Source organism: Staphylococcus sp. IVB6181, from assembly GCF_025561445.1.
In the GTDB taxonomy this organism is placed as follows: Bacteria; Bacillota; Bacilli; order Staphylococcales; family Staphylococcaceae; genus Staphylococcus; species Staphylococcus simulans_B.
This window is the reverse complement of sequence record NZ_CP095096.1, coordinates 1,615,318-1,640,477: the sequence shown is the minus strand read 5'-3', so window position 1 is coordinate 1,640,477 and position 25,160 is coordinate 1,615,318. Positions and strand designations below refer to the sequence as shown.

The window sequence follows — 25,160 nt, the reverse complement described above, 5'->3', positions numbered from 1 at the left end:
GTAACCATCTACAGAACCTTTTGATGCTTATTAAAGACTATACGTATCAAATTCATGCAACGCTTCAATTCCCAGTTCGCGATCTTTAGGTGTTTTAAAGCTGATACGCAAAGCACCGTAAATATCTTCACGGACTTCTACAATATTTATGTTACTTATAGAAATATTATGTAAACTCAGAATAGAGGTTACTTTGCTGATCATACCAGGTTTGTCAGGGATGTCTACGTAAAGTTCGTAGGAACTAGCAACTGCGCCTGGTTTCTTAGCGGGCAGATGATTTCTGTAATCACGAGCATTTTCGAAAAATTGATAAATCCCTTCAGTATCATCGTTTTGTATTTGTGTAACAAGGTGAGACAGCTGGTTGTTCCATTGTTGAATGCCGGCAAGAATAAAGTCTTTATTTTCGTGCATGATATCGCTCCACATTTCAGGGCTGCTGCTGGCTATACGTGTAATATCACGGAAACCGCCTGCTGCAAGCTGTTTAATCAGCGGAGAATCTTGATCGTAATTCAGGCTTAAGTTCACAAGCAGCGCCGCAGCAATATGCGGAATATGGCTGACAATACTTGTCACAAAATCGTGTTCTTCTGGTGAAGTTGCGATGATTTTTGCACGTGTAGCTTGTAGCAAATCTTGAATTACTTTTGATGCGTGATCATTTTCTTTTTCAGAATGTACCAAAATATAATACGCATTTTCAAACAGGTTCTTTTTCGCATTTAAGATACCTGATTTATGACTGCCGGCCATAGGATGACCGCCGATTAAATGAATCTGTTTGGCATCTAATAACGGCTTTTCAAAGGCTTGAATCGTTCCTTTGGTACTTCCGGTATCTGTGACGATGAGTCCAGGCTGAGTAGGAATATCTGTAAGTGTTTTGAGATATTTTACCGTTTGTTGGACAGGTGTGGCATAAATAATAATATCTGCTTGTTGAACAGCTGCTTCATAATCTACTGCTTTTTCATCAATAATTCCAATCGAAAGTGCTTTATCAAGTTGACTTAGGTTAGAATCATAAGCAATAATACGTGCATCGTTTTGCGCATACTTTAAATTTGAAGCTAAGCTTCCGCCGATTAGTCCTAAACCAACAAAAAGGATATTTTTAGTCAAAAGACTCACCTCTGTCTAAATTTTCAGAATAGAAACATTATAGAGTGTATTTTCAAATGACGCAAGGTATTAAAGGAATAGATTTTGATTTTCTATTTAGGAAAAATATAGGTACAATAAAGACAAGGAGGGGATTTTAATGGCACAAAAAATTTTTGAAACGATTAAAACATTAACTGAAATTCCAAGTCCGTCAGGCGACGCGTACAAAGCGATTGATTATGTGGGAGAGTTTGCGGAGAACTTAGGTTATCCTACATATGTGACGAATAAAGGGGCATTAATGATTACCGTACAAGGTGACAATGATGTAGAGCATCGTTGTATTACTGCCCATGTAGACACTTTAGGTGCAATGGTAAAAGAAGTGAAAGAGGATGGCCGATTAGGTATTGAACTAATCGGGGGCTATGCTTTCAACGCAATAGAAGGCGAATATTGTACTATTCATACAGACTCAGGCAAAGATTATACAGGAACGATTTGTCTTCACGAAACATCTGTACATGTATACAAAGACAATCATACGATTCCGCGTGATAAAGAACATATGGAAGTCAGAATTGATGCTGTGACAAGAAATGATGAAGAGACACGTCAATTAGGTATTGAAGTAGGGGACTTTATCAGTTTAGATCCTAGAACGGTATTTACAGCTAATGACTTTATTAAATCACGTCATTTAGATGATAAAGCAAGTGTTGCGATGATTATGGACTTTTTAGAAAAACTGAAAGAAAACGGTAAAACATTGCCGTATACTACGCATTTCTTTATTTCTAACAATGAAGAAATAGGTTATGGTGCCAATGCTTCTATCCCAGGCAAAGTCAAAGAGTATATTGCATTTGATATGGGCGCATTAGGAGATGGCCAAACTTCTGATGAGTATACCGTTTCTATTTGTGCAAAAGATGCTTCAGGACCTTATCATAAAAAATTGAGACAGCATTTAACACAATTAGCGCAAAGCAACGAGATTCCGTATAAAGTCGATATTTATCCTTATTACGGTTCAGATGCTTCAGCAGCATTGCGTTCAGGTGCAGATATCAAACACGGATTGTTTGGGGCAGGTATTGAATCTTCGCATGCATTGGAACGTACACATATTGATTCGATCAAAGCGACACAACGCTTGTTAGAGGCATATCTCTTCTCAGATATGGTTGAAGATTAAAACCAAAAATATAGTGTTGTTTAACTTTTGTGTTGACATCGCTGAAAATGCAGTGTATAATTCAAAGTACATTGCGAACGATGTTAAAAGTAAACGTAGCTTATATGAAATGTAGCAAACAGAAAACTGATGGTTGATGCAAATCAGTACAGCGTATCAAGTGAATTGGGACTTTTAGCAAGCATGAACACAATTTAATTTTTATCAATAAGAACATGTCTATGTTGAACTAAGGTGGCACCACGGTAACGCGTCCTTACAGGAGTAAAGCGTTATTGTGGTGTCTTTTATTAATTTGGAAGAGACAGAGAAATACAGTGATAAGACAAAAGGTAGTAGTTAAGCAGAGTGAGCAGATTCAGAAAGTTAGTGGTAGATGCAAACTAACCTCGCTGTTTAATGAATTGGGTTTTGTTTGAAGCTGCCAATCAAATAAAAGCATGAGTGAGCAATCTTATGGATTGCTAACAAAGGTGGTACCGCGCCAAAAGCGTCCTTGTTACAACAAACAAGGGCGCTTTTTATTATGGGAGGAGCGATAAGAAAAATGGATGTAGTTTATGAAAGACTGAATGCTGATATTACCCCTGAAGCATTAGCACAATTGAAAGCACATAAAATCATCTTGGAAAGTGCAAGCCAAAATAAAACGAAAGGACGTTATTCAGTCGTGGCACTGGATATTTATGGAGAAGTGATTTTAACAGAGGATCAATTAGAAATTAAAACACCTTTTGATACAACCATCACTTCCAACCATCCGTACCAAAAGCTGAAAGACTTTGTACAAAGTTATTATTCAGAGGTAGAAGATGAACAGTTGAAAGACTTGCCGTTTATTTCAGGGTTTATAGGCTATTGCAGCTTTGACTTGGTCCGACACGAGTTTCCGGTATTAAAAAGAAGTGCTGTTAAAGATAAACCAGAACAAAACGATGTGCATCTGTACATGATAGAAGATGTTTACGTATTTGATCACTACAAAGAATATTTGTATGTCATCTCAACGAACTTATTCTCAAAAGAAAATAAAATAGCCATCGAAGATAAGGTTAAAAAGCAAGTGGAGGCACTTCAAAACATAAAATTATATCAACCGGATACATCTTTTGTGCCGATTCAAAAAGAAATAATTCCGAATATTCCTGATAATCAGTTTATTCAAACTATTTCGAAATTTAAACAGTTAATCACAGAAGGGGATATGTTCCAAGTTGTACCTTCAAGAATTTATCGATACCAACATGGATTCGGCGATAAATTACATGCGCTGTCTTATCAGCTGTACCGTAAATTAAAACGACAAAATCCAAGTCCGTATATGTATTACTTGAATATTGATGAACCGATTATAGTAGGCAGTTCACCTGAAAGCTTTGTGAAAGTCAAAGGCAGTGAAGTTGTGACTAATCCGATTGCCGGAACTATTAAAAGAGGCAAAACACCGGAAGAAGACGAAGCTAATGCCAAACAACTGCTGAGCGATGAAAAAGAATTAAGCGAACATAGTATGTTAGTTGATTTAGGCAGAAATGATATCCATCGTGTCAGTCAAACAGGTACATCAAAAATCGAACGCCTGATGGAAATCGAAAAGTACGAACATGTGATGCACATTGTTAGTGTAGTGACTGGTCAGTTAAAAGAGAAAATATCGCCGATGGATATTATCGCAAGTCTTTTACCAACAGGTACGGTATCTGGTGCACCTAAGTTGAGAGCGATAGAAAGAATTTACGAAGCACATCCATATAAACGCGGTGTATACAGCGGAGGGGTCGGCTACATTAACTGCAATCACGATTTAGACTTTGCCTTAGCCATTCGAACAATGTTGATTGATGAAACATATGTTGATGTAGAAGCAGGATGCGGCGTTGTTTATGATTCCATCCCTGAAAAAGAACTAGAAGAAACACGTTTGAAAGCTAAAAGCTTACTGGAGGTTACACCATGATATTGATTGTAGATAATTATGATTCATTCACTTATAACTTAGTAAACATTGTGGCAGGATACACAGATGTTGTTGTGAAATATCCGGATGATCCTACTGTTTATGACTTGCATCCTGATGCGGTGATTATCTCTCCAGGACCGGGACATCCAGAAGATACAGATGATTTATCGCGTATTATCGACCATTATCATGATTTGCCGATTTTAGGTATTTGTCTTGGTGCGCAGGCTTTAACGTGTTATTACAAAGGCAAAGTGATTCAAGGTGCTAGTGTATTGCATGGAAAAGTCGATACGATGCATCAAACACATGAATCTATTTTATACGAGGGTGTACCAAAAGATTTGAAAATCATGCGTTATCATTCACTAGTCAGCGACCCAGTTACATTTCCGAAAGATTTAATCATTACGGGAGAGACAACAGATTGCATTCAGTCTTATGAACATAAAACTTATCCGCATTACGGCATACAATACCACCCAGAATCGTTTGCGACTGAACAAGGCGCAACCATTATTCATAACTTTATTAAATTAGTAGAGAAAGGGGCTAGCAGCCATGACACTTATTCAAAAAATTCAACAGCACAGTAGTTTAACACAACAAGATATCCATGAATTTATTCAAACCTTAATCCATCCTGATATTGATCAAGATACCAAAGCTGAATTACTGCGTGAATATACTGCCCGCCCCTTGAATCAAACTGAAGTGACTTATTTAGTTCAAGCGATGATACAAACGATGTATCCCATTCAACCGGTTTATCCTGGTGCGATGTGTGTATGTGGAACAGGCGGTGATAAATCTAATAGTTTCAACATTTCTACAACAACCGCATTTGTGGTTGCCTCAGCAGGCGTTAAGGTATTAAAACATGGTAACCGAAGCATTACATCCGCTTCCGGCAGCACCGATTTACTCAACAAAATGGGTATCGCAGGCACACAAGTTATAGATGCTGAAGCGAAAATGGATGAAATAGGTTTAGCTTTTTTAAATGCGACTGATACTTATCCAGTGATGAAACATATTCAACCTATCCGAAAAATGCTGGAAGGTCCGACAATCTTCAATATTTTAGGACCAATGATTCATCCATTCAAATTAGATTATCAAGTTGTTGGTGTATACAACCCAGATTTTGTAAAAACAATGGCACAAACACTTTATGACTTAGGCAGAAAACGCGCAATCGTATTACATGGCGCAAATGGAATGGACGAGGCGACTTTATCAGGTGAAAACTTAATTTACGAAGTTAACCGAGATACAGGCATTACCTCTTATCATTTAAGTGCACAGGATGTGGGGTTAACACCTGCAAGCAATGACACATTAAGAGGCGGTACACCATCAGAAAATCTAGAAATTACACTCAATATTCTGAGCGGCAAAGATCATTCCAGCAAGCGCGATGTTGTGGTACTTAATGCAGGGATTGCTTTGTATACAGCAGAAAAAGCAGACTCGATTCAAGAAGGTGTCAAACTTGCACAACAACTCATAGACGAAGGAAAAGCCTTCGAACAATATAAAAAGACTGGGGGACAAGTGTATGACTATATTGGATGACATCGTAGCATATAAAAAAGAATTGTTGGCAGAAGGCTATTATGAAGACTTATTAAGAACATTGCCTGAAACAGATGTACGTTATAAAAAGAAGTTAAGCGAACGATTATCTGAACGAAGCCATCTCTCAGTCATTGCGGAAATCAAGTCTAAAAGTCCATCTGTTAAGAAATTGCCGGAAAGAAATTTAACACAGCAAGTGAAAGACTACGAAACTTATGGTGCACAGGCGATTTCAATTTTAACAGACGAATATTATTTCGGCGGCAGTTACGAACGTCTTAATCGACTGACACAGCAAACAACACTGCCTGTACTTTGTAAGGACTTCATGATTGAACCGATTCAAATCGATGTGGCACATCGAGCAGGTGCTTCAATGATTTTATTAATCGTCAACATCTTAGATGATCAGCAAATGCATGAACTTTATCAATATGCAAAAGCGTTGGATTTAGATGTTTTAGTAGAAGTCCACAGTAAACAAGAATTGGAAAGAGCTTACCAATTAGCACCAGAAATCATTGGTGTAAACAATAGAGATTTAACACGTTTCGTAACAGATGTAGAACATACAAATGAAATTTTGGCAGATAAAAGAGAAGGTTTCTATTATATATCTGAAAGCGGCATCCATACACAATCCGATGTAGAAAAAGTTGTCGGTTCTGGTATTGATGGTGTACTTATCGGTGAATCGCTGATGAAATGTGATGACCTTTCGCAATTTTTACCTAGTCTGCAGCTAAAAAAGGAGCAGTAAAATGTTCTTAAAGTACTGCGGATTTCAAAATCAAAAAGATGTTGAACAGGCGATAAAAAATGATATAGATGCAATCGGCTTTATTCATTATTTAAAAAGCAAACGTCATCAAAGAATCAGTGAAATTGCACAAATGACAAAAATCATACCTGATTCGATTCATAAAGCGGCAGTCGTTGTGAATCCGACAAAAGCCATTGTCTCGCGATTAATCAATGAAACCAGTATAGATACCATTCAATTTCACGGCCATGAAGATACTGCACTGTTGCGATGGTGCAGTACTCATTATCCTAACATCCAGATTTATAAGGCATTGCCGGCAGATGGAAAGTTAGCAGATGCGATTGAAACTTATCGGCTATATACTGATTTATTTATTATTGATACCCCTTCGATTCATTACGGCGGTACAGGTCAAACGTTCGATTGGAATCAATTGAAACAATTGCCGGATGTTCCTTACTTGGTTGCTGGCGGTATGGATTTAGAAAAGATTCAAGCATTCGAACAACTTGGAATCAAAGCAGCAGGATATGACATCGCAAGCGGAATTGAACAAGCTGGTCAAAAGGATGCACAAGCAATGAAAACAATATCAAATTATATTGAGGAGAGAGATAAAAATGACGCATAATACAACACAACCTATTCAAACAGAAGCAGATGCACTTGGATTTTTCGGGAGTTACGGCGGCCGTTATGTTCCAGAAACATTAATGCCGGCTATTCAAGAACTTAGACAAGCTTACGAAGCAGCAAAAGAGGATCCGACTTTCCAAGAAGAGTTGGACGGTTATTTAAAAGATTATGTAGGGCGTGCAACACCATTAACTTTTGCTGAGTCTTATACAGAACAATTAGGCGGCGCAAAAATCTATTTAAAGCGTGAAGATTTAAACCATACAGGTGCACATAAAATCAACAACGCATTAGGCCAAGCGCTATTAGCCAAACGTATGGGCAAAAAGAAATTAGTTGCTGAAACAGGAGCTGGCCAACATGGTGTAGCCAGTGCAACAGTCGCAGCACTCTTCGATATGGAACTCGTTGTCTTTATGGGAGAAGAAGATATCAGAAGACAAGCTTTAAATGTCTTTAGAATGGAGTTGTTAGGCGCAAAAGTTGTATCCGTGACAGAAGGTCAAGGTACACTTTCTGATGCGGTTAACAAGGCGCTGCAATATTGGGTCAGTCATGTGGATGATACGCACTATTTATTGGGTTCAGCATTAGGTCCTGATCCATTCCCAACTATGGTACGTGATTTCCAAAGTGTTATCGGAAACGAAATTAAAACACAAATTTTAGAAAAAGAAGGGCGATTGCCTGATGCCGTTGTCGCATGTGTAGGCGGCGGTTCAAACGCAATTGGCACATTTTATCCATTTGTCCAAGATAAAGATGTGAAATTATATGGTGTTGAAGCTGCTGGTGCAGGAGCATCAACAAGCAAACATGCGTTAGCTATCGGTAAAGGTTCAGTCGGTGTATTGCATGGTACAAAAATGTATCTGCTTCAAGATGAAGAAGGGCAAATCGGTTTAGCACACTCTATTTCTGCAGGTTTGGATTATCCGGGTATCGGACCTGAACATTGCTACTATCATGATATTGGACGTGCAGAATATCCGAATGCTTCTGATGAAGAAGCGATGGAAGCTTTAATCCGCTTTACAAAAGCAGAAGGGATTATTCCAGCGATTGAAAGTGCACATGCCTTGAGTTATGTAGAAAAATTAGCACCTAAAATGGATAAAGACGAGATAATCGTTGTAACAATTTCAGGCCGCGGAGACAAAGATATGGATACAATCCGCACTTATATGCAAGAAAGAGGTGGAGACCATGAGTAAATTATTTATACCCTATATTATGGGAAACAAAGATTTCATAGCTAACTTAAAAGTTCTGCAAGCAGAAGGAGCGGATATTGTAGAAATCGGTCTGCCATTCTCTGATCCGGTCGCAGATGGTCCGACTATTATGGAAGCTGGGCAACAGGCAATCAAAGAAGGTATGAGTGCGCGTAAAATATTAAAAGCATTAACAGCACATAAAGAGGAATTGACTAATTCTCGTTATGTTTTAATGACATATTATAATGTTATTCTTCATTATGGAGAGGCACAATTTCTTCAAGACTGCGAAGCAGCAGGGGTTTATGGTTTAATCATACCAGATTTACCTTTTGAATTAGCTGAACAGTTTAAACAACGTTTTGAAAACCGAAAAGTAAAAATCATTTCACTTATAGCGATGACCGCTTCAAACGACCGTATTCAACACATCGCAGAACACGCAGAAGGATTCATTTACACTGTAACGATGAATGCGACAACAGGAGATAATGGCGGTTTCCATCCTGAGTTGAAAAATAAAATTGCATTAATTAAAGAACAAGCGGATGTCCCGGTAGTCGCAGGGTTCGGTATCAGAACCAAAGCACAGGTTGCTGAAGTTGCCGGATTTGCTGATGGTGTGGTCATCGGCAGTGAAATTGTGAAACGATTTGCCGAAGATGATATTGCATCGATTAGACAATATCTTCAAGGAATCAGAGCTGCACTTAATGAAAGTGAAGAGAAAGCCGAATTAAAATAAATGCAAATGTATCAGAGTCAGAAATGACTCTGATTTGCTTTGTGTACAGGGGTTTTGATAACTATCTAAGGGGAGAGCATGTTATGATAGTAAAGCAAGGAGATTTAGGGAACGTTATTTTAAACTATCCAGAATAGTTGTAAGAAAGTACTATCTTACTTAACATACATAATAAAGAAACAGATACAGAGGTTTCAATTTTAGTTTTCGTTTTGGGTATTGTATAATAATGAAGATTGAAATTAGAAATTAGAAGCAAAATAAAAGATAGAGAATACAAATTAGGAGTTATTGAAATTATGAAGTTTACCAATCTAACTACAGCTGAATTTGGAGAATTTACAGATAAAATGACTTATAGCCATTTTACACAAATGGTCGGCAATTATGAGTTAAAAGTTGCAGAAGGTACTGAAACACACTTAGTAGGTGTTAAAGATAATGATGACAATGTTATCGCAGCATGTTTACTCACAGCTGTGCCAGTGATGAAGTTCTTTAAATATTTCTATTCAAACCGCGGCCCGGTCATTGATTATGAAAATAAAGAATTAGTTCATTACTTCTTTAGAGAACTTAAAAAATATGTGAAACAATATAATGCGTTGTATTTGCGTGTCGATCCATATTTACCTTATCAATACCGCAATCATGATGGGGAAATTACAGGGAATGCAGGAAATGATTGGATTTTCGATAAAATGGCGCAACTCGGTTACGAACACCAAGGCTTTACAACAGGATTCGATCCGATCATTCAAATTCGTTTCCACTCAGTATTAGATTTAAAAGACAAAACACCGCAAGACGTATTAAAAGGCATGGACAGCTTGCGTAAGCGTAATACTAAAAAAGTAAAACGCAACGGTGTCAAAGTACGTTTCTTAGGGGAAGATGAAATGCATATTTTCCGTAAGTTTATGGAAGATACTGCAGAAGCGAAAGATTTCGATGATCGTGAAGATGACTTCTATTACCATCGTTTAAAACATTATAAAGACCGTGTGCTTGTACCGCTAGCTTATATTGATTTCGAGGAATATATTAATGAGTTGAATTCTGAAGAGAAGAATTTAGAAAAAGAAATCAATAAAGCGGAGAAAGATTTAAATAAAAATCCTGATAATCAAAAAGCAGCACGTAAAAAAGAAAACTTGGAACAACAGTTGAAAGCACATCATCAAAAAGTTGCTGAAGCACGCGACTTGCAGCAGAAACATGGTAATGAATTACCGATTTCAGCAGGCTTCTTTATTATCAATCCATTTGAAGTAGTGTATTACGCAGGCGGAACATCTAATGAATACCGTCATTTTGCAGGCAGCTATGCAGTGCAATGGGAAATGATTAATTATGCGATTCAACACGGTATCAACCGCTATAATTTCTACGGTATCAGCGGTCATTTCACAGAATATGCTGAAGATGCAGGAGTAGTTAAGTTCAAAAAAGGATTTAACGCAGATGTGATTGAGTATGTAGGAGACTTTATTGCACCTATTAATAAGCCAATGTACAAACTCTATACAACATTGAAGAAAATCAAAGATAGATAAACATAAGGTAGAAGGGAAATAAAGAAATGAAATTTACAGAGTTGACAGTTAAAGAATATGACAATTTTGTGCAGAATCCATCACTCGAAAGTCATTATTTCCAAACAAAGGAAAACATCGGAACTAGAGAGGCAGATGGTTTCGAAGTTGTGTTACTTGGAATTAAAGACACTGACAATCGTGTCGTAGTAGCAAGTTTATTTTCTAAAATTCCAACAATGGGTAGTTACGTATATTATTCCAACCGCGGACCTGTGATGGATTACAGTGATTTAGGTTTGGTTGAGTTTTACTTGCGCGAGTTAGAGAAGTACTTGCGCCAGCATCAATGCTTATACGTTAAAATAGACCCTTATTGGATTTATCAAATCTATGATAAAGATGTTAATCCGCTGCCGGACAGTACTAAAAATGATGCGATTGTGAACTTGTTCAAATCACATGGTTATCACCACCATGGCTTTACAACAAAATACGATACATCAAGCCAAGTACGTTGGATGGGGGTTTTAGACTTAAAAGATGAAACACCAGCATCGCTTAAGAAACAATTCGACAGCCAACGTAAACGTAACATTAATAAAGCTATTAATTATGGCGTTAAAGTGAGATTCTTAGGTGAAGACGAATTAGATAAATTCCTTAAACTTTACCGTGAAACAGAAGAGCGTGCAGGCTTTGTTTCTAAAACAGACGAGTACTTTAAAAACTTTATTGAACATTACGGTGATAAAGTACTTATTCCATTAGCTTATATTGATTTAGATGAGTATATTACATCATTACAAGAATCACTCAATGACAAAGAAGGTCGTCGTGATCAAATGATGGCGAAAGAAAATAAGTCAGATAAGCAATTGAAGAAAATCTCTGAGTTAGACAAACAAATCGAACATGACCAAAAAGAATTGCTTAAAGCAAGCGAATTACGTCAAACAGACGGCTCTGTATTAGACTTAGCTGCTGGGGTATACTTTGCGAATGCTTATGAAGTGAACTACTTCTCAGGCGGTTCTTCAGAGAAATATAACCAATACATGGGACCTTATATGATGCATTGGTATATGATTAATTACTGCTTCGAACATGGTTATGATCGTTATAACTTCTATGGTTTATCTGGAGACTTCACTGAAGATAGTGAAGACTATGGTGTATATCGTTTCAAACGCGGTTTCAATGTTCAAATCGAAGAATTAATCGGAGATTTCTATAAACCAATCCAAAAAGTAAAATACTGGATTTTCAATACATTGAATAATATCCGCCAAAAAGTAAAAAAATAGTTAGTAAGGATTAGAGTACTAACTAAAGTTAATTAAAAAGCGTGCTTTCTTCAAAATTATGAGGAAAGCACGCTTTTATTATGATTAAATTAGTGTGCAAATGCATCGAAGATATAGTTCAGTCCGATTAAGAGGAAAGTGATACCCACAAAGAATGCGATGATATAAGCGCCTATGAATGGGTTGAACAGCAAGATGATACCTGCGATAATACCAATGATATTAACGAGTATTGAGAAAAAGTGATATACGTTATTCGTTTGCTCTGCCGGTGTCACAGTGAAGATACCTAATATAGAAGCAAAGATAAACCAGAATGCAAGCATGTACACGATCGCGACTTGGCCGACATCAGTAAAAACTATGAACAAAATACCGAAAATAATATTTAGAATACCAAGTATCATTAACCATCCGCTAGAAACCCCAACAAAGGATTTAGTTAAACGTCTGAAGAATAATTCTGCAATCCCATTAAAAATGAAGAAAATACCAAATAACCAAGTGATGACTGCTAAATTTTTCATAGGGAAGCTTACGCTTAAAATACCAATTAATGAGAATAATAAGCCGATGATTACACTTGACCATCTAATGTGATTTGTAGACAAATTCTAACACCTCTTTCATGAAATATATACAATAGTATATAACCTTTAGCGAAAAATTGTGTGTTTAACGCTTATAAATAGATATAAAAAGGTGATAATCAACAAAATAAATGAATTGTATAATAGAAGGGTGTTTAAAGTAATTATAAATGGAATATATTTTACTGAAAAAGGGAGAAATATTACTAAAATTTGACACTCCCATAGCTAAAGCAGTGGGATTCTTTAGTGCAAAACGTACGCATCTATTTCTAGTTTGTACTTGCCTAAAGCTGAGGGTATGCCAATACCCCATCCTAGTTCATAATATGATGTTGGCCAATTTTTCTAATTTGATGATTTCTATATTGTGTTGACAGGAATTTTAATACCTAAATCAACACCCATGACTTTAATGCCTAAGTGGTAGTTTAAAAAGGTGTTTCAACTGCAATTTGTGCGACATAGTCAGTTCCTTTTCGGGTGATACGCAACGTTTCTAATTTACTGGCTTTTTCAATTATATTTCTTTCGTAGTCCGAAATGTGAGCTTTAATTTCAATTATTTGAGTCTTTCCCTTTATAATAAATGGAACGCTTATACTTGTATGATTAATTGTATAGTTTTGGTTATTCCATACAATAATAGGTCTTTTTGAAACAGGTATCTTTTGATATTGTGTTTTCTTAGCTTGTTTAAAAACTGACTTAGCATCTCTAATTGCTTGATTCTTGACACTGTTGTTTAAAGGTACATGAATATGCTTGGCGGTTTTCATTGTTTGTGTCTGTACTTCAACCATTTCAGCAACGAGTGTATTAACGGTATCAATATATAAGCGTGATGATTGTTTGATTAATTCTAGTTGTTTTTTGTTAGGATCTAAAATGATTTTAACTATTAATGCTTGGCTCAAAGTTGTCACCTTTTTTCTTTAGTTTTATACAAAATGTTTGATTGTTTCGCTAGAAACATTTCCTGCCATTAATAATGGAAGAGAAAATATGCGACTTTAAATAAGTATATAATGGAGAAAAAACATTATATGAAATAAGTTAACACACCGAGTACGACCAAAATCATGCTGAGCATTGTTGTGATAAGCCATTTGAATTGAGTATTCGAATTTTTTTGGAAATCATCAAATTTAGTTTCAAGCTTAGTCATTCTACCGTCTAATGTATTAAATTTATAGTCAAACTTTCTATCAAGTGTGTTAAAACGTTCATCGATCTTAGCATCAAGTGTGTTAAAGCGTTCATCTATTTTAGTATCCAGTGATTGATGAATATCATTTACTTTTGCGTCTAATGCATCAATTTTTTCATTTAAATTCATAAATTGACTATCAATACGCTTTTCAAATTTAGGATTATGATTTTTTATTACCAGCTCAGATTAAGTATTAGCATGTTTATAACGAGTGAGGTTGCTGAGATAATTGTGAATCAGGTTCTAGAATTCAATTGAACATATAAATGAATCGCTAATGGTAACTAAAACATTGCAAGTCAGTAATGTATAACAGATGTCGAAAATAGGCATAAAATCGAGAGAGCTCTATGTAAATCTTATTTTCGTTCTTTTAGTTTACATAATATATATTATAGGAAGTTATGTATTGAGCAGAAGAAGTGCCTTTTACCTATACTCTCTTATATATGTTTGTATAAATTTTGCTGCGGTTTGTAATTCATATACTGCAGCTTTGTTACGTGATTCAGTTTTAGAAATTATAGTTCTGACTTCTGAACCAAAATACGTATTTTATGTATTTCATTTCGTACATATCGGACATATTTACAGTTATGAAGTTTAACGATAATAATTATAGGCATAATTTGAGTTGAATATTAGAAGTTGTATATAGAGATTAGTATCTGAGATTTTAGTTTACATAATCCAAAATATTAAAATAAAATATCCGGATGGCCTTTTGCCTCCGGATATATGTGAACTATGACTTAGTTTTCATCATAAGCTTGGATAAGTTCTTTTGTATATGCATGACGTGTTGACGCAAATAAATCTTGTGTATTAAAATCATCTACAATATGACCATTTTGCAATACAATCATGCGATCAGCAATCTGATTCAGCATGGCGATATCATGAGAAATAATCACCATTGTAGTTTGCTGCTGCTGGTGAATAGCTTTTAATTGTGAAATGAGCTTTTGTTCAGCAACTACATCTAAGCTCGATGTAATTTCATCGCAAATCAATACATCTGGCTGCAACATAACTGTTCTAAGGACGTTAAAACGCTGTAATTGTCCCCCGCTGACTTGATCTGGATAACGCTCTAACAGTCTTTGTTCGAGATTTAATTGTTTCATCAACGGCAATACTATCGCATCAAAGGAGGATTCAGCGTGTGCATAGTATTTTAAAGGTTCTTTCAATGATGTTCTGAGTGTTAACTTCGGATTGAAGCTTTGTGTGGCTTGTTGGAAAATCGGTAAAACACGTTCAGTATTCACATCAATGACGCCTTGATCAGGCCGCAAATCGCCAAGGATTAAATTCATTAATGTGGATTTTCCTGAACCTGATTCACCAATTACTCCGATTAGTTCGCCCTTTTGAATATTTAAACTGATATTGTGCAAGACATTTTGTTTATCATACGCAAAACTTAGATGCTTAATTTTGATCATGCACTTCATCCTTTCTGACTAAACGGCTTCTCGCATTTAATAGTTGTTGTGTATAAGGATGTGTCTGCCCTTCTCTGAAATGCTTCAAAGCACCGCTTTCAATAATCGTACCGTTTCTTATTACATTAATAGTATCCGCATACTGTATGACATGGGTTAAGTTATGTGTAATCAACAGTAACGTGGTATCGTGTTCCTCTGCCAGATGTTTAATCAACTTCATAATACGTTGTCCATTCAACACATCTAGTGATGCGACAGGTTCATCAGCAATAATAAAATCCGGTTCTAACATTAAGACACTGGCAATATATAGACGTTCCAGCTGTCCGCCTGATAACATAAAACGGTATTTTGACAGTATTTCTGTATGCTCTAAATTGACCCAGCTTAACGCTTTTTTGATTTGACTGAGTGCTTCTTTTTTAGAGACTTTATAATGCGTGCGATAAATTGCGACGAGTTGTTTGCCGAGTAATGTATGTTGTGTAAAGCTGTGTGCGTAATCTTGTGAGATATAACCGATTTTATGGCCTAATAAATGTTTAAATGCAGTGACAGGTTCGCCTTTAAATAGAAACTGATCATAACTGACATGCAGATTCGGTGGAGTTTGACCAATCAATGTACTTGCGGTCAAACTTTTACCCGAACCGCTTTCTCCAATCAACACATTCACTTGCCCTTCATTGACAGTAAGATTTAACTGATTAATCAATGTGTGTTGTAAGTTGTCGGTGATATTCAAATTTTTAATTTCCATTAATGGTTCAGCCATGAATATCCCTTCTTTCTGCTATTCTGTCACGTAATGCATCGCCTGCCAAATTGAATAATAAAATAGTAATTGAAATCAGTGCAGCAGGTGCTAATAACATAATCGGATGTTCCGTAAAGAAATCTCTGCCTGCAGCTAACATAGCACCCCATTCTGGTGAAGGCGGTTGTGCACCTAAACCTAAGAATGATAAAGATGAAATATAGAGAATGATTTTACCGATATCTACTATCATTAAGACAAATAATGAAGGCACAACTTGCGGTAACAAGTGTTTGAAAATAATGATATAACTAGGCGTATGGAAATAACGCGCCAATTTGATATAGTTCTTATTCATCTCAGTATTGACAATTGCACGTGTAACACGTGTATAAGTCATCCAATTAATCATAGTGATTGCTATAACCAAATTCCAAATACTTGGTTTAAAGAAACTGGCAAATGCGATCATTAGCACAAAGTCAGGTATACCTAATCCAATATCGATGATGCGCATAATAATCGTATCTATCCAGCCTTTGCGATAGCCGGCAATCAAACCTAATGGGACACCGATAAGTACAATCATGCAAATTGTAAGTAACGTAATAGCCAATGTATAGCGCGCACCGATTACAAGACGTGCAAATAAATCTCTGCCATAATCATCTGTACCTAAGAGGTGCTTCAAACTTGGTCCTTCTAAAGCTTCATTTAAATGTACAGTCAATGCTTGGTTTGTTGTAACAGTAAACTGCAAGATGATAAGCAATATTAAATAGGCGCCAAAAACATAAAAGATGCTGTTCTTTTTCGTTAATTTCATAATTGCTTCACGCGCCTTTCTGCTTTCTTCTTCCATAACGGCTTGTGTTTTAAATGCTGATAACGCTGTGTCGGATCTAAGAATAAAATAATGATGTCTGCTATCGTATTACCGATGACGACAAAAGCACCTATCATCAATACAGCACCTTGTACAACCGGGTAATCTCTAGAACGAATACTTTCTACTAAAAAGTAACCGATGCCGGGAATATCAAAAAGGTTTTCAATAACAACGGAACTGCCGATCAATCCGCCAATCGACATCCCTATAATTGAAATAACCGGGATTAAAGCAGGTTTGAATATGTCTTTAAATAAAATATAGCTTTCAGACATTCCCCTGGCACGAGAAGCTTTTACTTCTCTGCTTCTATATAAATCAATCAGTGTCGAACGCATCAATCTTATGTGATAAGCACTCATTCCTATGCTTAATGCAATAATCGGCATGATATAACCTGCAAGTGTATCAATACCGGCTGCAGGAAGGATTTCAAGTTTCTGTGCGAATACATAAATGAACAACATCCCTAAGAAAAATGACGGGATACTGACAAACGCTGAAGTTACAACACGAATCACACGATCAATCCATGTACGGTAATATACCGCAGCTAATGTCCCTAACGTTAATGATAGTACGAGTGTAATAAATAACGTCCCAAATGCGATTACCGATGTCGGCGGTGTAAAGTAAATCAATTCACTCAGTACAGGTTCTTGTGTCTGTATACTTGTGCCGAAGTCTAGATGAAGGATATGTGAAAACCATGTCCACCATTGCACAAGTAAAGGCTGATTCAATCCGAGTTGTGCTTTAGTTTGTTCGATTTGCTCAGATGAGACATTCGCAACATCTAAATGCAGCAGTTTATTCACCGGATCGCCTGGAGACAATTTCATCAAAATAAACGTAATAGTAGAAAGGACAAACAATACTAAGATCATTTGTCCTATTCTAGATAGAATTTGTTTAATTATCATTCTTGCTTATCCACCTTTTCATCTATTAAGTAGATGTCTTCTGGTGAAACTTTCACATGTTCGACTTTTTGATTCATAGCGCTGATTTGGTCGTTATAAGTGATATAACTATTCGGAATATCTTGTTTTGAGACTTTCAGTATTTCATTTGTTAAACGGTCGCGTTCACTTTTATCTACAGTATGATTCAACTGTTCGATTAATTGATCTACTTGTGCGTTATGGTAAGCCCCTTTATTTACAGCTCCGTCTTTTTTGTAGGCCATATTAAAGAAGTAGCCGCTGTCTCCTCGTGGGTATGTGCCGAAACTATACATCGAAGCATCCCAGTCTTTTTTGTTTTGCAAGAAGCCTTCTATATCATCTACGTTTTGTATCTTGATGTTGATATGTGCTTGTTTTGCATCAGATTGAATCACTTGCAGGATTTTTGTTAATTCTGGACGTCCTGAATAGGATGATACACGCAAGGTTAATGGTTTTTTATCAGAGTAGCCTGCTTTTTCCATTAATTTTTTAGCTTTTTCAATATCTTGCGATGGTACAGATTGGTCTTGAATGAAGTCTAAGTTGGTATTGAATGGTCCATTTGCTGGTTTGGCATAATTATGTGCAACCTTTTGAGTGATTTGTTTACGGTCAATCACTGCATCAAGTGCAGCTCGAACGTCTTTCGTCATTTTCTTGCTTGTATGGTTATAAAGCAAGAAAGAAGTTCTGTAGCCGGATGCAGTTTCAAGTTTTGCTTTATCTGATTTTTTCACAGAATTGATTTTATCTGTAGGCACATCTTTAGTCAGATCTGTTCTGCCAGATAATACATGGTCAGTACGTGCACTGCCGTCTTCATTGAATGTGACTTTGATTTGCTTAAGTTTCGGCTTGCCATGCCAGTAATTTTTATTTTGACTTAAGCTGATTTGCTGCGTACGTTTAAAGTCTTTAATGGCATAAGGACCTGTACCTACAGGCGTTTGTTTGATGTCTGTATCTGCTTTTGTATCATAGATAGCTGTATAGGGACTTGCGAGTTCTGAAACAAGTTCCGGATAAGCTTCTTTCGTTTGAATTGTAACTTCTTGCCCATGAGCTTGAATAGATTTTATCGGCAATGTCGCTTTCAGCAGCTCACTCTTTTTCAAGCCTTGTTCTAAGCTGCTTTTGACAGCTTCCCCTGTCAGCTTGTGCCCATTTTGGAATTTAATATTATCTTTTAAAGTCAACTTCAATGTGTCATCAGAGGGTTGTTCATATGATTTTACTAAAAGCGGTTGGATTTCCCCTTTAGCTGAAGTTTTAAATAAGGTTTCAGCTGCCCCTACTGTAACTGGAACATCAGTATCATAAGGTGCGAGTGTAGTAGTTTTTAATGGAAGTTCTACATTTAATTGTTCCGTATTCGAAGCGGAATGTCCTCCGCCGTTGCTGCATCCTGAGAGCAGCAGTGCGCCGACGGCTACTGAAGAAAATAACTTTTTCATGGCGACATCTCAGATGAAATCATGATATGTAATAGACTTGCGCTATTTACTGAGATGCTGTTCACTTCCTTTCTCTCTCTATGTTAATTTACTGCTCAATTATAATACTTCATCAATAATTTTGAAAGTAAGTTAGTTGTTACTGTATAAGAATATAAAATAAAACAAGCCTGTTATGAACCAGACTTGTTAAAGAATACAAATAGTTATTTATTTCTGCGGGATCTATGAACACGCGAATCTCTCTCTTCTTGCTCGCGCAGTTCCTTCTGCATGCGTTTTTCTAATCTGCGGCGTCTGAAATCGCGTGTGAAATACCAAATCAAGAAACTTTCAATCAAACTGATAATGGCCATAAATGCAGCATAGCCTAATAACGGCTGATAAGTAATCTTAGTAAAGTTTGGTATAAAGAATGCAAGTACGCCCAGTACAATAAAGGTTAAGACTGCAGGTGCTACCCATTTGCCTAAAGCTAATCCGCCGAAAGCAGTAATGATGAGTACCAGTGCAATCGTTATCCATAGAAAGTTCGGCATATCAAAAATCGTCATAATCTAACTCCTCTCAATTCAATCGAATGAGAATTCAATCGTCTATCTTATTATTATTGTACAGTAAAGTGTTAAGAACGTGAATTAAAAGACAATGGGCACCAGATGCGTTCATATCTTGCTTGTTGTATACTTTATTATATAAACTTATATCAAATATTATTTGCAGGGGGAATTCTATATGAGTCAAGGATTACCATTAAGAAAAGATGTTCCTAAGCAAGAGAAATGGGATTTATCCGATCTGTTTGAGAATGACGAAGCATTCTATCAAACACTAGACAAAGTCTTACAAGCAACAGCATCATTTAATGAATCTTACGAAAATCAGCTATCTTCAGTCGAGCAAGTGAAAGCAGCTTTGCCTGAATTTGTGGAGCTTTTAGTTCAAATCGATCGTTTAGGCAATTATGCAGAAATGCGTTTAAGTGTGGATACTACTGATACTGATGGACAAAAGCTCAGTGCGAAACTCAGCACTTCATACGGTAAAATTGCAAGTCAGCTTGCATTTGTGGAATCAGAGATTTTAGCGTTATCTGATGAACAGCTCGATACATTAATAGCAGAAACACCTTATCCGCATTACCTTACAAAATTAAAACATCGCAAACCTTATCAACTCTCTTATGAAGTTGAAAAAACACTAGCTTCATTATCACCGACATTCAGTGCGGCTTATGATATGTACGGTATTACTAAAATGCTGGATATTCATTTCGAACCGTTTGAAGTAGATGGTCAAACTTATCCGTTGGACTACCCTACTTTCGAAAATGAATATGAAGATAATCCGAATACAAAATTCAGACGTAAAAGCTTCAAATACTTCAGCGATGCATTGCGTAAATATCAAAATACAACAGCAGCAATTTATAATACACATGTACAACAAGAGAAAATTGAAGCGGACTTAAGAGGTTACGATTCAGTTATTGATTATTTATTAGAAGAACAAGAAGTAACAAGAGAAATGTATGACCGTCAAATCGATGTCATCATGAGTGATTTAGCACCGGTGATGCAGCGCTATGCCAAATTGCTTCAAAAAGTACATGGCTTTGACCATATGAAATTTGAAGACTTGAAAGTATCGATTGACCCTGATTTTGAACCTGAAATATCAATCGAAGATTCTAAGCAGTATATTTATAATGCATTAGGTATTTTAGGCGACGATTATCTTAAAATGGTACAAGCAGCTTATGAAGACCGCTGGATTGATTTTGCTCAAAATAAAGGCAAAGAAACAGGCGCATATTGTGCCAGTCCATTTGCTTCTCATAGTTATGTCTTTATTTCATGGACAGGCAAAATGAATGAAACCTTTGTGCTTGCACATGAATTAGGACATGCTGGCCACTTTAATCTTGCACAGCAGCACCAAAACTTCTTAGAGTCAGAAGCTTCTATGTACTTTGTAGAAGCACCTTCTACAACAAATGAAATGCTAATGTCGAATTACCTCTTTAAAAACAGCGATGATCCGAAATTCAAACGCTGGGTAATCGGATCTATCATTTCCAGAACGTATTATCATAATATGGTTACACACTTATTAGAAGCCGCATATCAAAGAGAAGTTTACCGTTTAGTGGATCAAGGCGAATCATTAACAGCACCTGTGTTAAATGAAATTACTCGCAAAGTCTATCAAGACTTCTTCGGAGATGCTGTGGAAATTTCTGAAGGTGCAGAATTAACTTGGATGCGTCAGCCGCATTACTACATGGGCCTTTATTCTTACACATATTCAGCTGGTTTAACTATCGGTACAGTGATGTCTCAACGTATTAAAAATGAAGGCCAACCGGCAGTTGAAGATTGGTTGAATACACTTAAAGCAGGCGGAAGTTTATCACCGGTTGATTTAGCGAAAACAGCAGGCATCGACATTACTACAGATGCGCCGCTGCGTGAAACAATCAGTTATATCAGCAGTCTCGTAGATGAATTAGAATCTTTAACAAAAGAAAGGCTCTATGTCAAATTCGGTTGATGCATAAAATTTGAAATCAAATATTATAGTTACCATAAACTATGTCGCTCAGCTAGTATTGCTTTAATTCCTATGGAATTTAGTATTACTAACTGAGCATTTTTTATTTTAAGCTGCTTTAGGCAATGGGGTATGGAAGCGATGTTTTTTCTTAGCTAATAGCTTGAATTTGATTAGAATTCTATTTCTGAAGTTATAGAAATTTCTGTATCCATAAGCGATTCTTTTTAGTACTTTAATGTTGTTATTTATAGCTTCTATAGGGCCGTTTGAGCGACCAGGATGATTTAATGCATTCATAATTTCTGGTAAAAAATTTCTAAAGCTTTTAAGTACTCTTTTAAGTCCGCCATCAGTATTTCTATCCTTAAGGTATTTAAGAATTTGATGAGTTAATTTATGATTTTCATTGGTCTTTATTGATGTACGAAGCGCATTTACTTTGTCATAGACATCCTTTAACTCTGGGCTTTCACCCAAAATAAAATTTATCATTGATTTTTCTGATTCTAATCCAGGGAAAAGCTTGTTATCTTTATAAAGCGTACTATTCAAGGATTCGGAAGGTTTAAGAATAAGCTTCCAATAATGTTTAAGTTTTCTATAGTATTTGCCATCCTTATGTCTTTTTTCATTCATTATCCTGATACGAACTCTATTGAGTTCTCTATTTAATGCTTGAACAAGGTGAAATCGATCTAAAATGATTTTCGCATTTGGAAATAACTGCTTAAATAAAGAAATATATGGGCTGTACATATCGGTTGTAACTGTTTCAACTCTTTTTCTTACTTCTCTATCAAACCGGATAAAATAAGCAAATAATGCACGCTTTCTACGATCAGGTAAAATATCTACGATTTGATGCGTATCACCATCACAAAATATAAAACTCATTTTACCTACTACATTTTTAACACTTTTGAATTCATCCACCATGATATGTTTGGGCAGTTCATTAAATGGACCTAACTTAACACTATTTGCAGTTTTATTAATATAACGTATTACAGAAGCAGAACTAACATCGTTATCGTAAGCAATGCCTTTGCAAGACCTATTCTCATGGCTTTGATACAGAATATGCAGCGCTAATTTATTACAGAAATTATGATGTTTTTTCACAAAATTCGTCTTTGCTACAAATGATGAATGGCATGAACGACAAAAGAACCTTTGTTTTTTGAGCTCTAAATAACTGGGACTACCTTGAATCTTCATAAGCTTTATCATCGTTTTTCTTTTACCATTCTTTACTATTCTATGGTTTTCATTTACTGCTCCGCAGTTTTCACAACAATCTGGTGTGTATGTCAAAGTGCCTTTAAATAGTAAAGTTCTTACCAAGTTAAAGTAAACTTCCTGAACATCATCAGAAAAAGTAATATTTTTCCCTTTATAATCAAGTATTTTTGCTATACAATGTGTCATAAGCGCAATTCCTCTCTTTATTTGTGTTGGTAACTTAAATATTAGGGGGTTGCGCCCTTTTTATGCAAAAAATTCGATTGAGAAATAACCGCTAGGTTATCTCATCAACCGAATTTATTATAGAGCCAAAAGAAATTGAACACGCATAAGCATAAATGATTTGTTGAATAGAATATAAGCATAAAAGAACAGGGATACTGCCGGAGTAAGCAGTATCCCTGTTTGTATTTGAAAGTTGTTTATTTTTAGACGTAAGATTCGTAAGTTTCGCCTGTAATATAGTAATAAATATTTTCAGCGATATTTGCGATATGATCTCCCATGCGTTCTAAGTGTCTTGCTGCTAAATGTGCTTGACCAGCAACGAATGGATCATTATCAATCAGATAAGTCGTATTGACGATATCTTTATAAAGGTCGTCAATATCTTTATCTCTTTCAATGATTTCTAGGATGAGTGTAACATCCTTATTTTTAAATGCTGTGTTTAAATCTTTTAACATGAGTAAAGCTAAGTCACCCATTGTTTTCAGACGTGTCAAAATGTAATGGTCAGTGATTTTAACACGTTTGCGGATTCTCGCAATGCTTGTTGCATTATCTCCGATTCGCTCGAATTCTGATGCAATTTTAAGTGCTGCAATCATCATTCTTAAATCTGTTGCAATAGGTTGTTGTTTCGTAATCAGCATAATTACTTTTTCGTTAATTTCATCTTCTAATTGGTTAATATCTAAGTCACGTTTAATGATTTGACGTGCGAAATTGCGATCATCTTTGTTTAATGATTGCACTGCACTGTCGATACTGTAGTAGACTTTAATACCAAGATTTTGCAAATCTTGGATTAAGTCTTTTAACTGCTCTTCGTAATGCTGACGAATAACAGTCATTAACCGAAACGTCCTGAGATATAGTCTTCTGTTTGTTTGTCAGAAGGATTAGAGAAAAGCTTGTCAGTATCATCATATTCATTAACGTAACCATTTAAGAAGAATGCTGTTTTGTCTGAAATACGTGCTGCTTGTTGCATGTTATGCGTTACCATGATGATTGAGTATTGTTCTTTTAATTCTTGAACTAATTCTTCAACTTTTAAAGTTGAGATCGGGTCAAGTGCTGATGTTGGTTCATCCATTAAGATAACATCAGGCTCAATAGCTAAACATCTAGCGATACATACACGTTGTTGCTGACCACCTGATAAACCATATGCGTTTTGGTGTAATCTGTCTTTTAATTCATCCCAAATTGCTGCGCCGCGTAATGATTTTTCTACGATTTCATCTAAGATTTTTTTGTCTTTGATTCCGTGGATTTTCGGACCGTAAGTGATGTTGTCATAGATTGATTTAGGGAATGGGTTCGGATGTTGGAACACCATACCTACGTTAGTACGTAATTTTTCAACAGATTGTTTGCTGCTGAAAATATCGTTGCCGCGGTAAAGGATTTTACCAGCAGTTTTTACAACCGGTACAAGTTCAACCATTCTGTTTAATGTTTTAATGTAAGTAGATTTACCGCAACCTGAAGGTCCGATAATTGCAGTTACATTGTTTTCTAAAATATCTAAGTTGATATTTTTTAATGCGTGGTTGTCGCCATACCATAAATCTAAATTTTGTGTAGAGTACACGATTTCTTTAGATTGCTGAGCAATACCTGAATCGTGCGGCTTAACATTTGCTGAGACACTAATGTGGTTGTCATTTTCATGTCCTTGCAACTCTTTGCTAAGTTCTGCCTTGTCTTGTCCTTGTTTTTTGTCTTGAACTTTATCCATGTTTCAAAACTCCTTTGCTAAAAATATTCGT

24 protein-coding genes are annotated in these 25,160 nt (G+C 36.1%); 11 read left to right on the top strand and 13 right to left on the bottom strand.

The window, feature by feature from the left end; genetic code table 11:
• Positions 1-30: 30 nt before the first annotated feature.
• Entirely contained in the window at positions 31-1,128 is a 1,098-nt protein-coding gene (locus tag MUA90_RS08035; protein WP_114603404.1) for a prephenate dehydrogenase, read from the bottom strand.
• A gap of 139 nt (positions 1,129-1,267) precedes the next feature.
• On the opposite strand from MUA90_RS08035, the gene MUA90_RS08030 reads away from it, so the two are divergent.
• The 10 genes from MUA90_RS08030 (at position 1,268) to MUA90_RS07985 (ending at position 12,055) form a co-directional block, all read left to right on the top strand.
• A complete protein-coding gene (locus MUA90_RS08030) occupies positions 1,268-2,308 on the top strand; it encodes a M42 family metallopeptidase (protein WP_262586191.1) in 1,041 nt (346 codons plus the stop codon).
• A gap of 547 nt (positions 2,309-2,855) precedes the next feature.
• A complete protein-coding gene (locus MUA90_RS08025) occupies positions 2,856-4,265 on the top strand; it encodes an anthranilate synthase component I (RefSeq protein ID WP_262586189.1) in 1,410 nt (469 codons plus the stop codon).
• Entirely contained in the window at positions 4,262-4,864 is a 603-nt protein-coding gene (locus tag MUA90_RS08020; RefSeq protein ID WP_232167465.1) for an anthranilate synthase component II, read from the top strand. Before MUA90_RS08025 ends, MUA90_RS08020 begins: the two co-directional genes overlap by 4 nt.
• Positions 4,830-5,846, top strand: coding sequence for an anthranilate phosphoribosyltransferase (trpD, locus tag MUA90_RS08015; protein WP_262586187.1), 1,017 nt, complete (start codon positions 4,830-4,832; stop codon positions 5,844-5,846). The genes MUA90_RS08020 and trpD overlap by 35 nt, the downstream gene beginning before the upstream one ends.
• Positions 5,830-6,609, top strand: a complete 780-nt coding sequence (trpC, locus tag MUA90_RS08010) for an indole-3-glycerol phosphate synthase TrpC (protein WP_262586186.1) — start codon at positions 5,830-5,832, stop codon at positions 6,607-6,609. The genes trpD and trpC overlap by 17 nt, the downstream gene beginning before the upstream one ends.
• Before the next feature lies 1 nt (position 6,610).
• A complete protein-coding gene (locus MUA90_RS08005) occupies positions 6,611-7,246 on the top strand; it encodes a phosphoribosylanthranilate isomerase (protein ID WP_262586184.1) in 636 nt (211 codons plus the stop codon).
• Positions 7,236-8,465 carry a tryptophan synthase subunit beta gene (trpB, locus tag MUA90_RS08000; RefSeq protein WP_262586182.1) on the top strand — a complete coding sequence of 410 codons (1,230 nt, stop codon included), beginning with the start codon at positions 7,236-7,238 and terminating at the stop codon, positions 8,463-8,465. Before MUA90_RS08005 ends, trpB begins: the two co-directional genes overlap by 11 nt.
• Positions 8,458-9,213, top strand: a complete 756-nt coding sequence (gene trpA, locus MUA90_RS07995; protein ID WP_262586181.1) for a tryptophan synthase subunit alpha — start codon at positions 8,458-8,460, stop codon at positions 9,211-9,213. Before trpB ends, trpA begins: the two co-directional genes overlap by 8 nt.
• 299 nt (positions 9,214-9,512) lie before the next feature.
• On the top strand, positions 9,513-10,769 hold the full coding sequence (locus MUA90_RS07990) for an aminoacyltransferase (protein ID WP_262586180.1): 1,257 nt from the start codon (positions 9,513-9,515) through the stop codon (positions 10,767-10,769).
• A 26-nt stretch (positions 10,770-10,795) separates the two neighbouring features.
• Positions 10,796-12,055 carry an aminoacyltransferase gene (locus MUA90_RS07985; protein WP_262586178.1) on the top strand — a complete coding sequence of 420 codons (1,260 nt, stop codon included), beginning with the start codon at positions 10,796-10,798 and terminating at the stop codon, positions 12,053-12,055.
• Positions 12,056-12,144: 89 nt separating this feature from the next.
• On the opposite strand, the gene MUA90_RS07980 is transcribed toward MUA90_RS07985, so the two are convergent.
• The 9 genes from MUA90_RS07980 to MUA90_RS07940 all read right to left on the bottom strand — a co-directional run bounded on the left by MUA90_RS07980 (position 12,145) and on the right by MUA90_RS07940 (position 19,913).
• Complete coding sequence (locus MUA90_RS07980) at positions 12,145-12,666, bottom strand: HdeD family acid-resistance protein (protein ID WP_262586176.1); 522 nt, start codon at positions 12,664-12,666, stop codon at positions 12,145-12,147.
• A 410-nt stretch (positions 12,667-13,076) separates the two neighbouring features.
• On the bottom strand, positions 13,077-13,562 hold the full coding sequence (locus tag MUA90_RS07975) for a hypothetical protein (RefSeq protein ID WP_262586174.1): 486 nt from the start codon (positions 13,560-13,562) through the stop codon (positions 13,077-13,079).
• Between the two features lie 125 nt (positions 13,563-13,687).
• Positions 13,688-13,984 (bottom strand): hypothetical protein, encoded by a 297-nt coding sequence (locus MUA90_RS07970; RefSeq protein WP_262586172.1) that lies wholly within the window; start codon positions 13,982-13,984, stop codon positions 13,688-13,690.
• A 626-nt stretch (positions 13,985-14,610) separates the two neighbouring features.
• Positions 14,611-15,306: an ABC transporter ATP-binding protein gene (locus MUA90_RS07965; protein ID WP_262586170.1), complete on the bottom strand. Its 696-nt coding sequence runs from the start codon at positions 15,304-15,306 to the stop codon at positions 14,611-14,613.
• Complete coding sequence (locus tag MUA90_RS07960) at positions 15,293-16,084, bottom strand: ATP-binding cassette domain-containing protein (protein WP_262586168.1); 792 nt, start codon at positions 16,082-16,084, stop codon at positions 15,293-15,295. The genes MUA90_RS07965 and MUA90_RS07960 overlap by 14 nt, the downstream gene beginning before the upstream one ends.
• Positions 16,077-16,892, bottom strand: coding sequence for a nickel transporter permease (gene nikC, locus MUA90_RS07955; protein WP_262586166.1), 816 nt, complete (start codon positions 16,890-16,892; stop codon positions 16,077-16,079). Before nikC ends, MUA90_RS07960 begins: the two co-directional genes overlap by 8 nt.
• On the bottom strand, positions 16,889-17,878 hold the full coding sequence (gene nikB, locus MUA90_RS07950; RefSeq protein ID WP_262586165.1) for a nickel ABC transporter permease: 990 nt from the start codon (positions 17,876-17,878) through the stop codon (positions 16,889-16,891). Before nikB ends, nikC begins: the two co-directional genes overlap by 4 nt.
• Positions 17,875-19,359: a nickel ABC transporter substrate-binding protein gene (nikA, locus tag MUA90_RS07945; protein WP_262586163.1), complete on the bottom strand. Its 1,485-nt coding sequence runs from the start codon at positions 19,357-19,359 to the stop codon at positions 17,875-17,877. The genes nikB and nikA overlap by 4 nt, the downstream gene beginning before the upstream one ends.
• A 206-nt stretch (positions 19,360-19,565) precedes the next feature.
• Positions 19,566-19,913, bottom strand: coding sequence for a hypothetical protein (locus MUA90_RS07940; RefSeq protein WP_262586162.1), 348 nt, complete (start codon positions 19,911-19,913; stop codon positions 19,566-19,568).
• A 181-nt stretch (positions 19,914-20,094) separates the two neighbouring features.
• Between MUA90_RS07940 and pepF the strand changes: the two genes are divergently transcribed.
• Entirely contained in the window at positions 20,095-21,912 is a 1,818-nt protein-coding gene (gene pepF / locus MUA90_RS07935) for an oligoendopeptidase F (RefSeq protein WP_262586161.1), read from the top strand.
• 108 nt (positions 21,913-22,020) lie between these two features.
• Here pepF and MUA90_RS07930 read toward each other — a convergent pair whose 3' ends face one another.
• From MUA90_RS07930 to pstB, 3 genes are all read right to left on the bottom strand, one after another.
• Positions 22,021-23,343 (bottom strand): ISL3 family transposase, encoded by a 1,323-nt coding sequence (locus MUA90_RS07930; protein WP_262586160.1) that lies wholly within the window; start codon positions 23,341-23,343, stop codon positions 22,021-22,023.
• Positions 23,344-23,588: 245 nt separating this feature from the next.
• Entirely contained in the window at positions 23,589-24,236 is a 648-nt protein-coding gene (gene phoU, locus MUA90_RS07925; RefSeq protein WP_262586159.1) for a phosphate signaling complex protein PhoU, read from the bottom strand.
• Positions 24,236-25,129 carry a phosphate ABC transporter ATP-binding protein PstB gene (gene pstB / locus MUA90_RS07920; RefSeq protein ID WP_262586158.1) on the bottom strand — a complete coding sequence of 298 codons (894 nt, stop codon included), beginning with the start codon at positions 25,127-25,129 and terminating at the stop codon, positions 24,236-24,238. The genes phoU and pstB overlap by 1 nt, the downstream gene beginning before the upstream one ends.
• Positions 25,130-25,160: the final 31 nt, after the last annotated feature.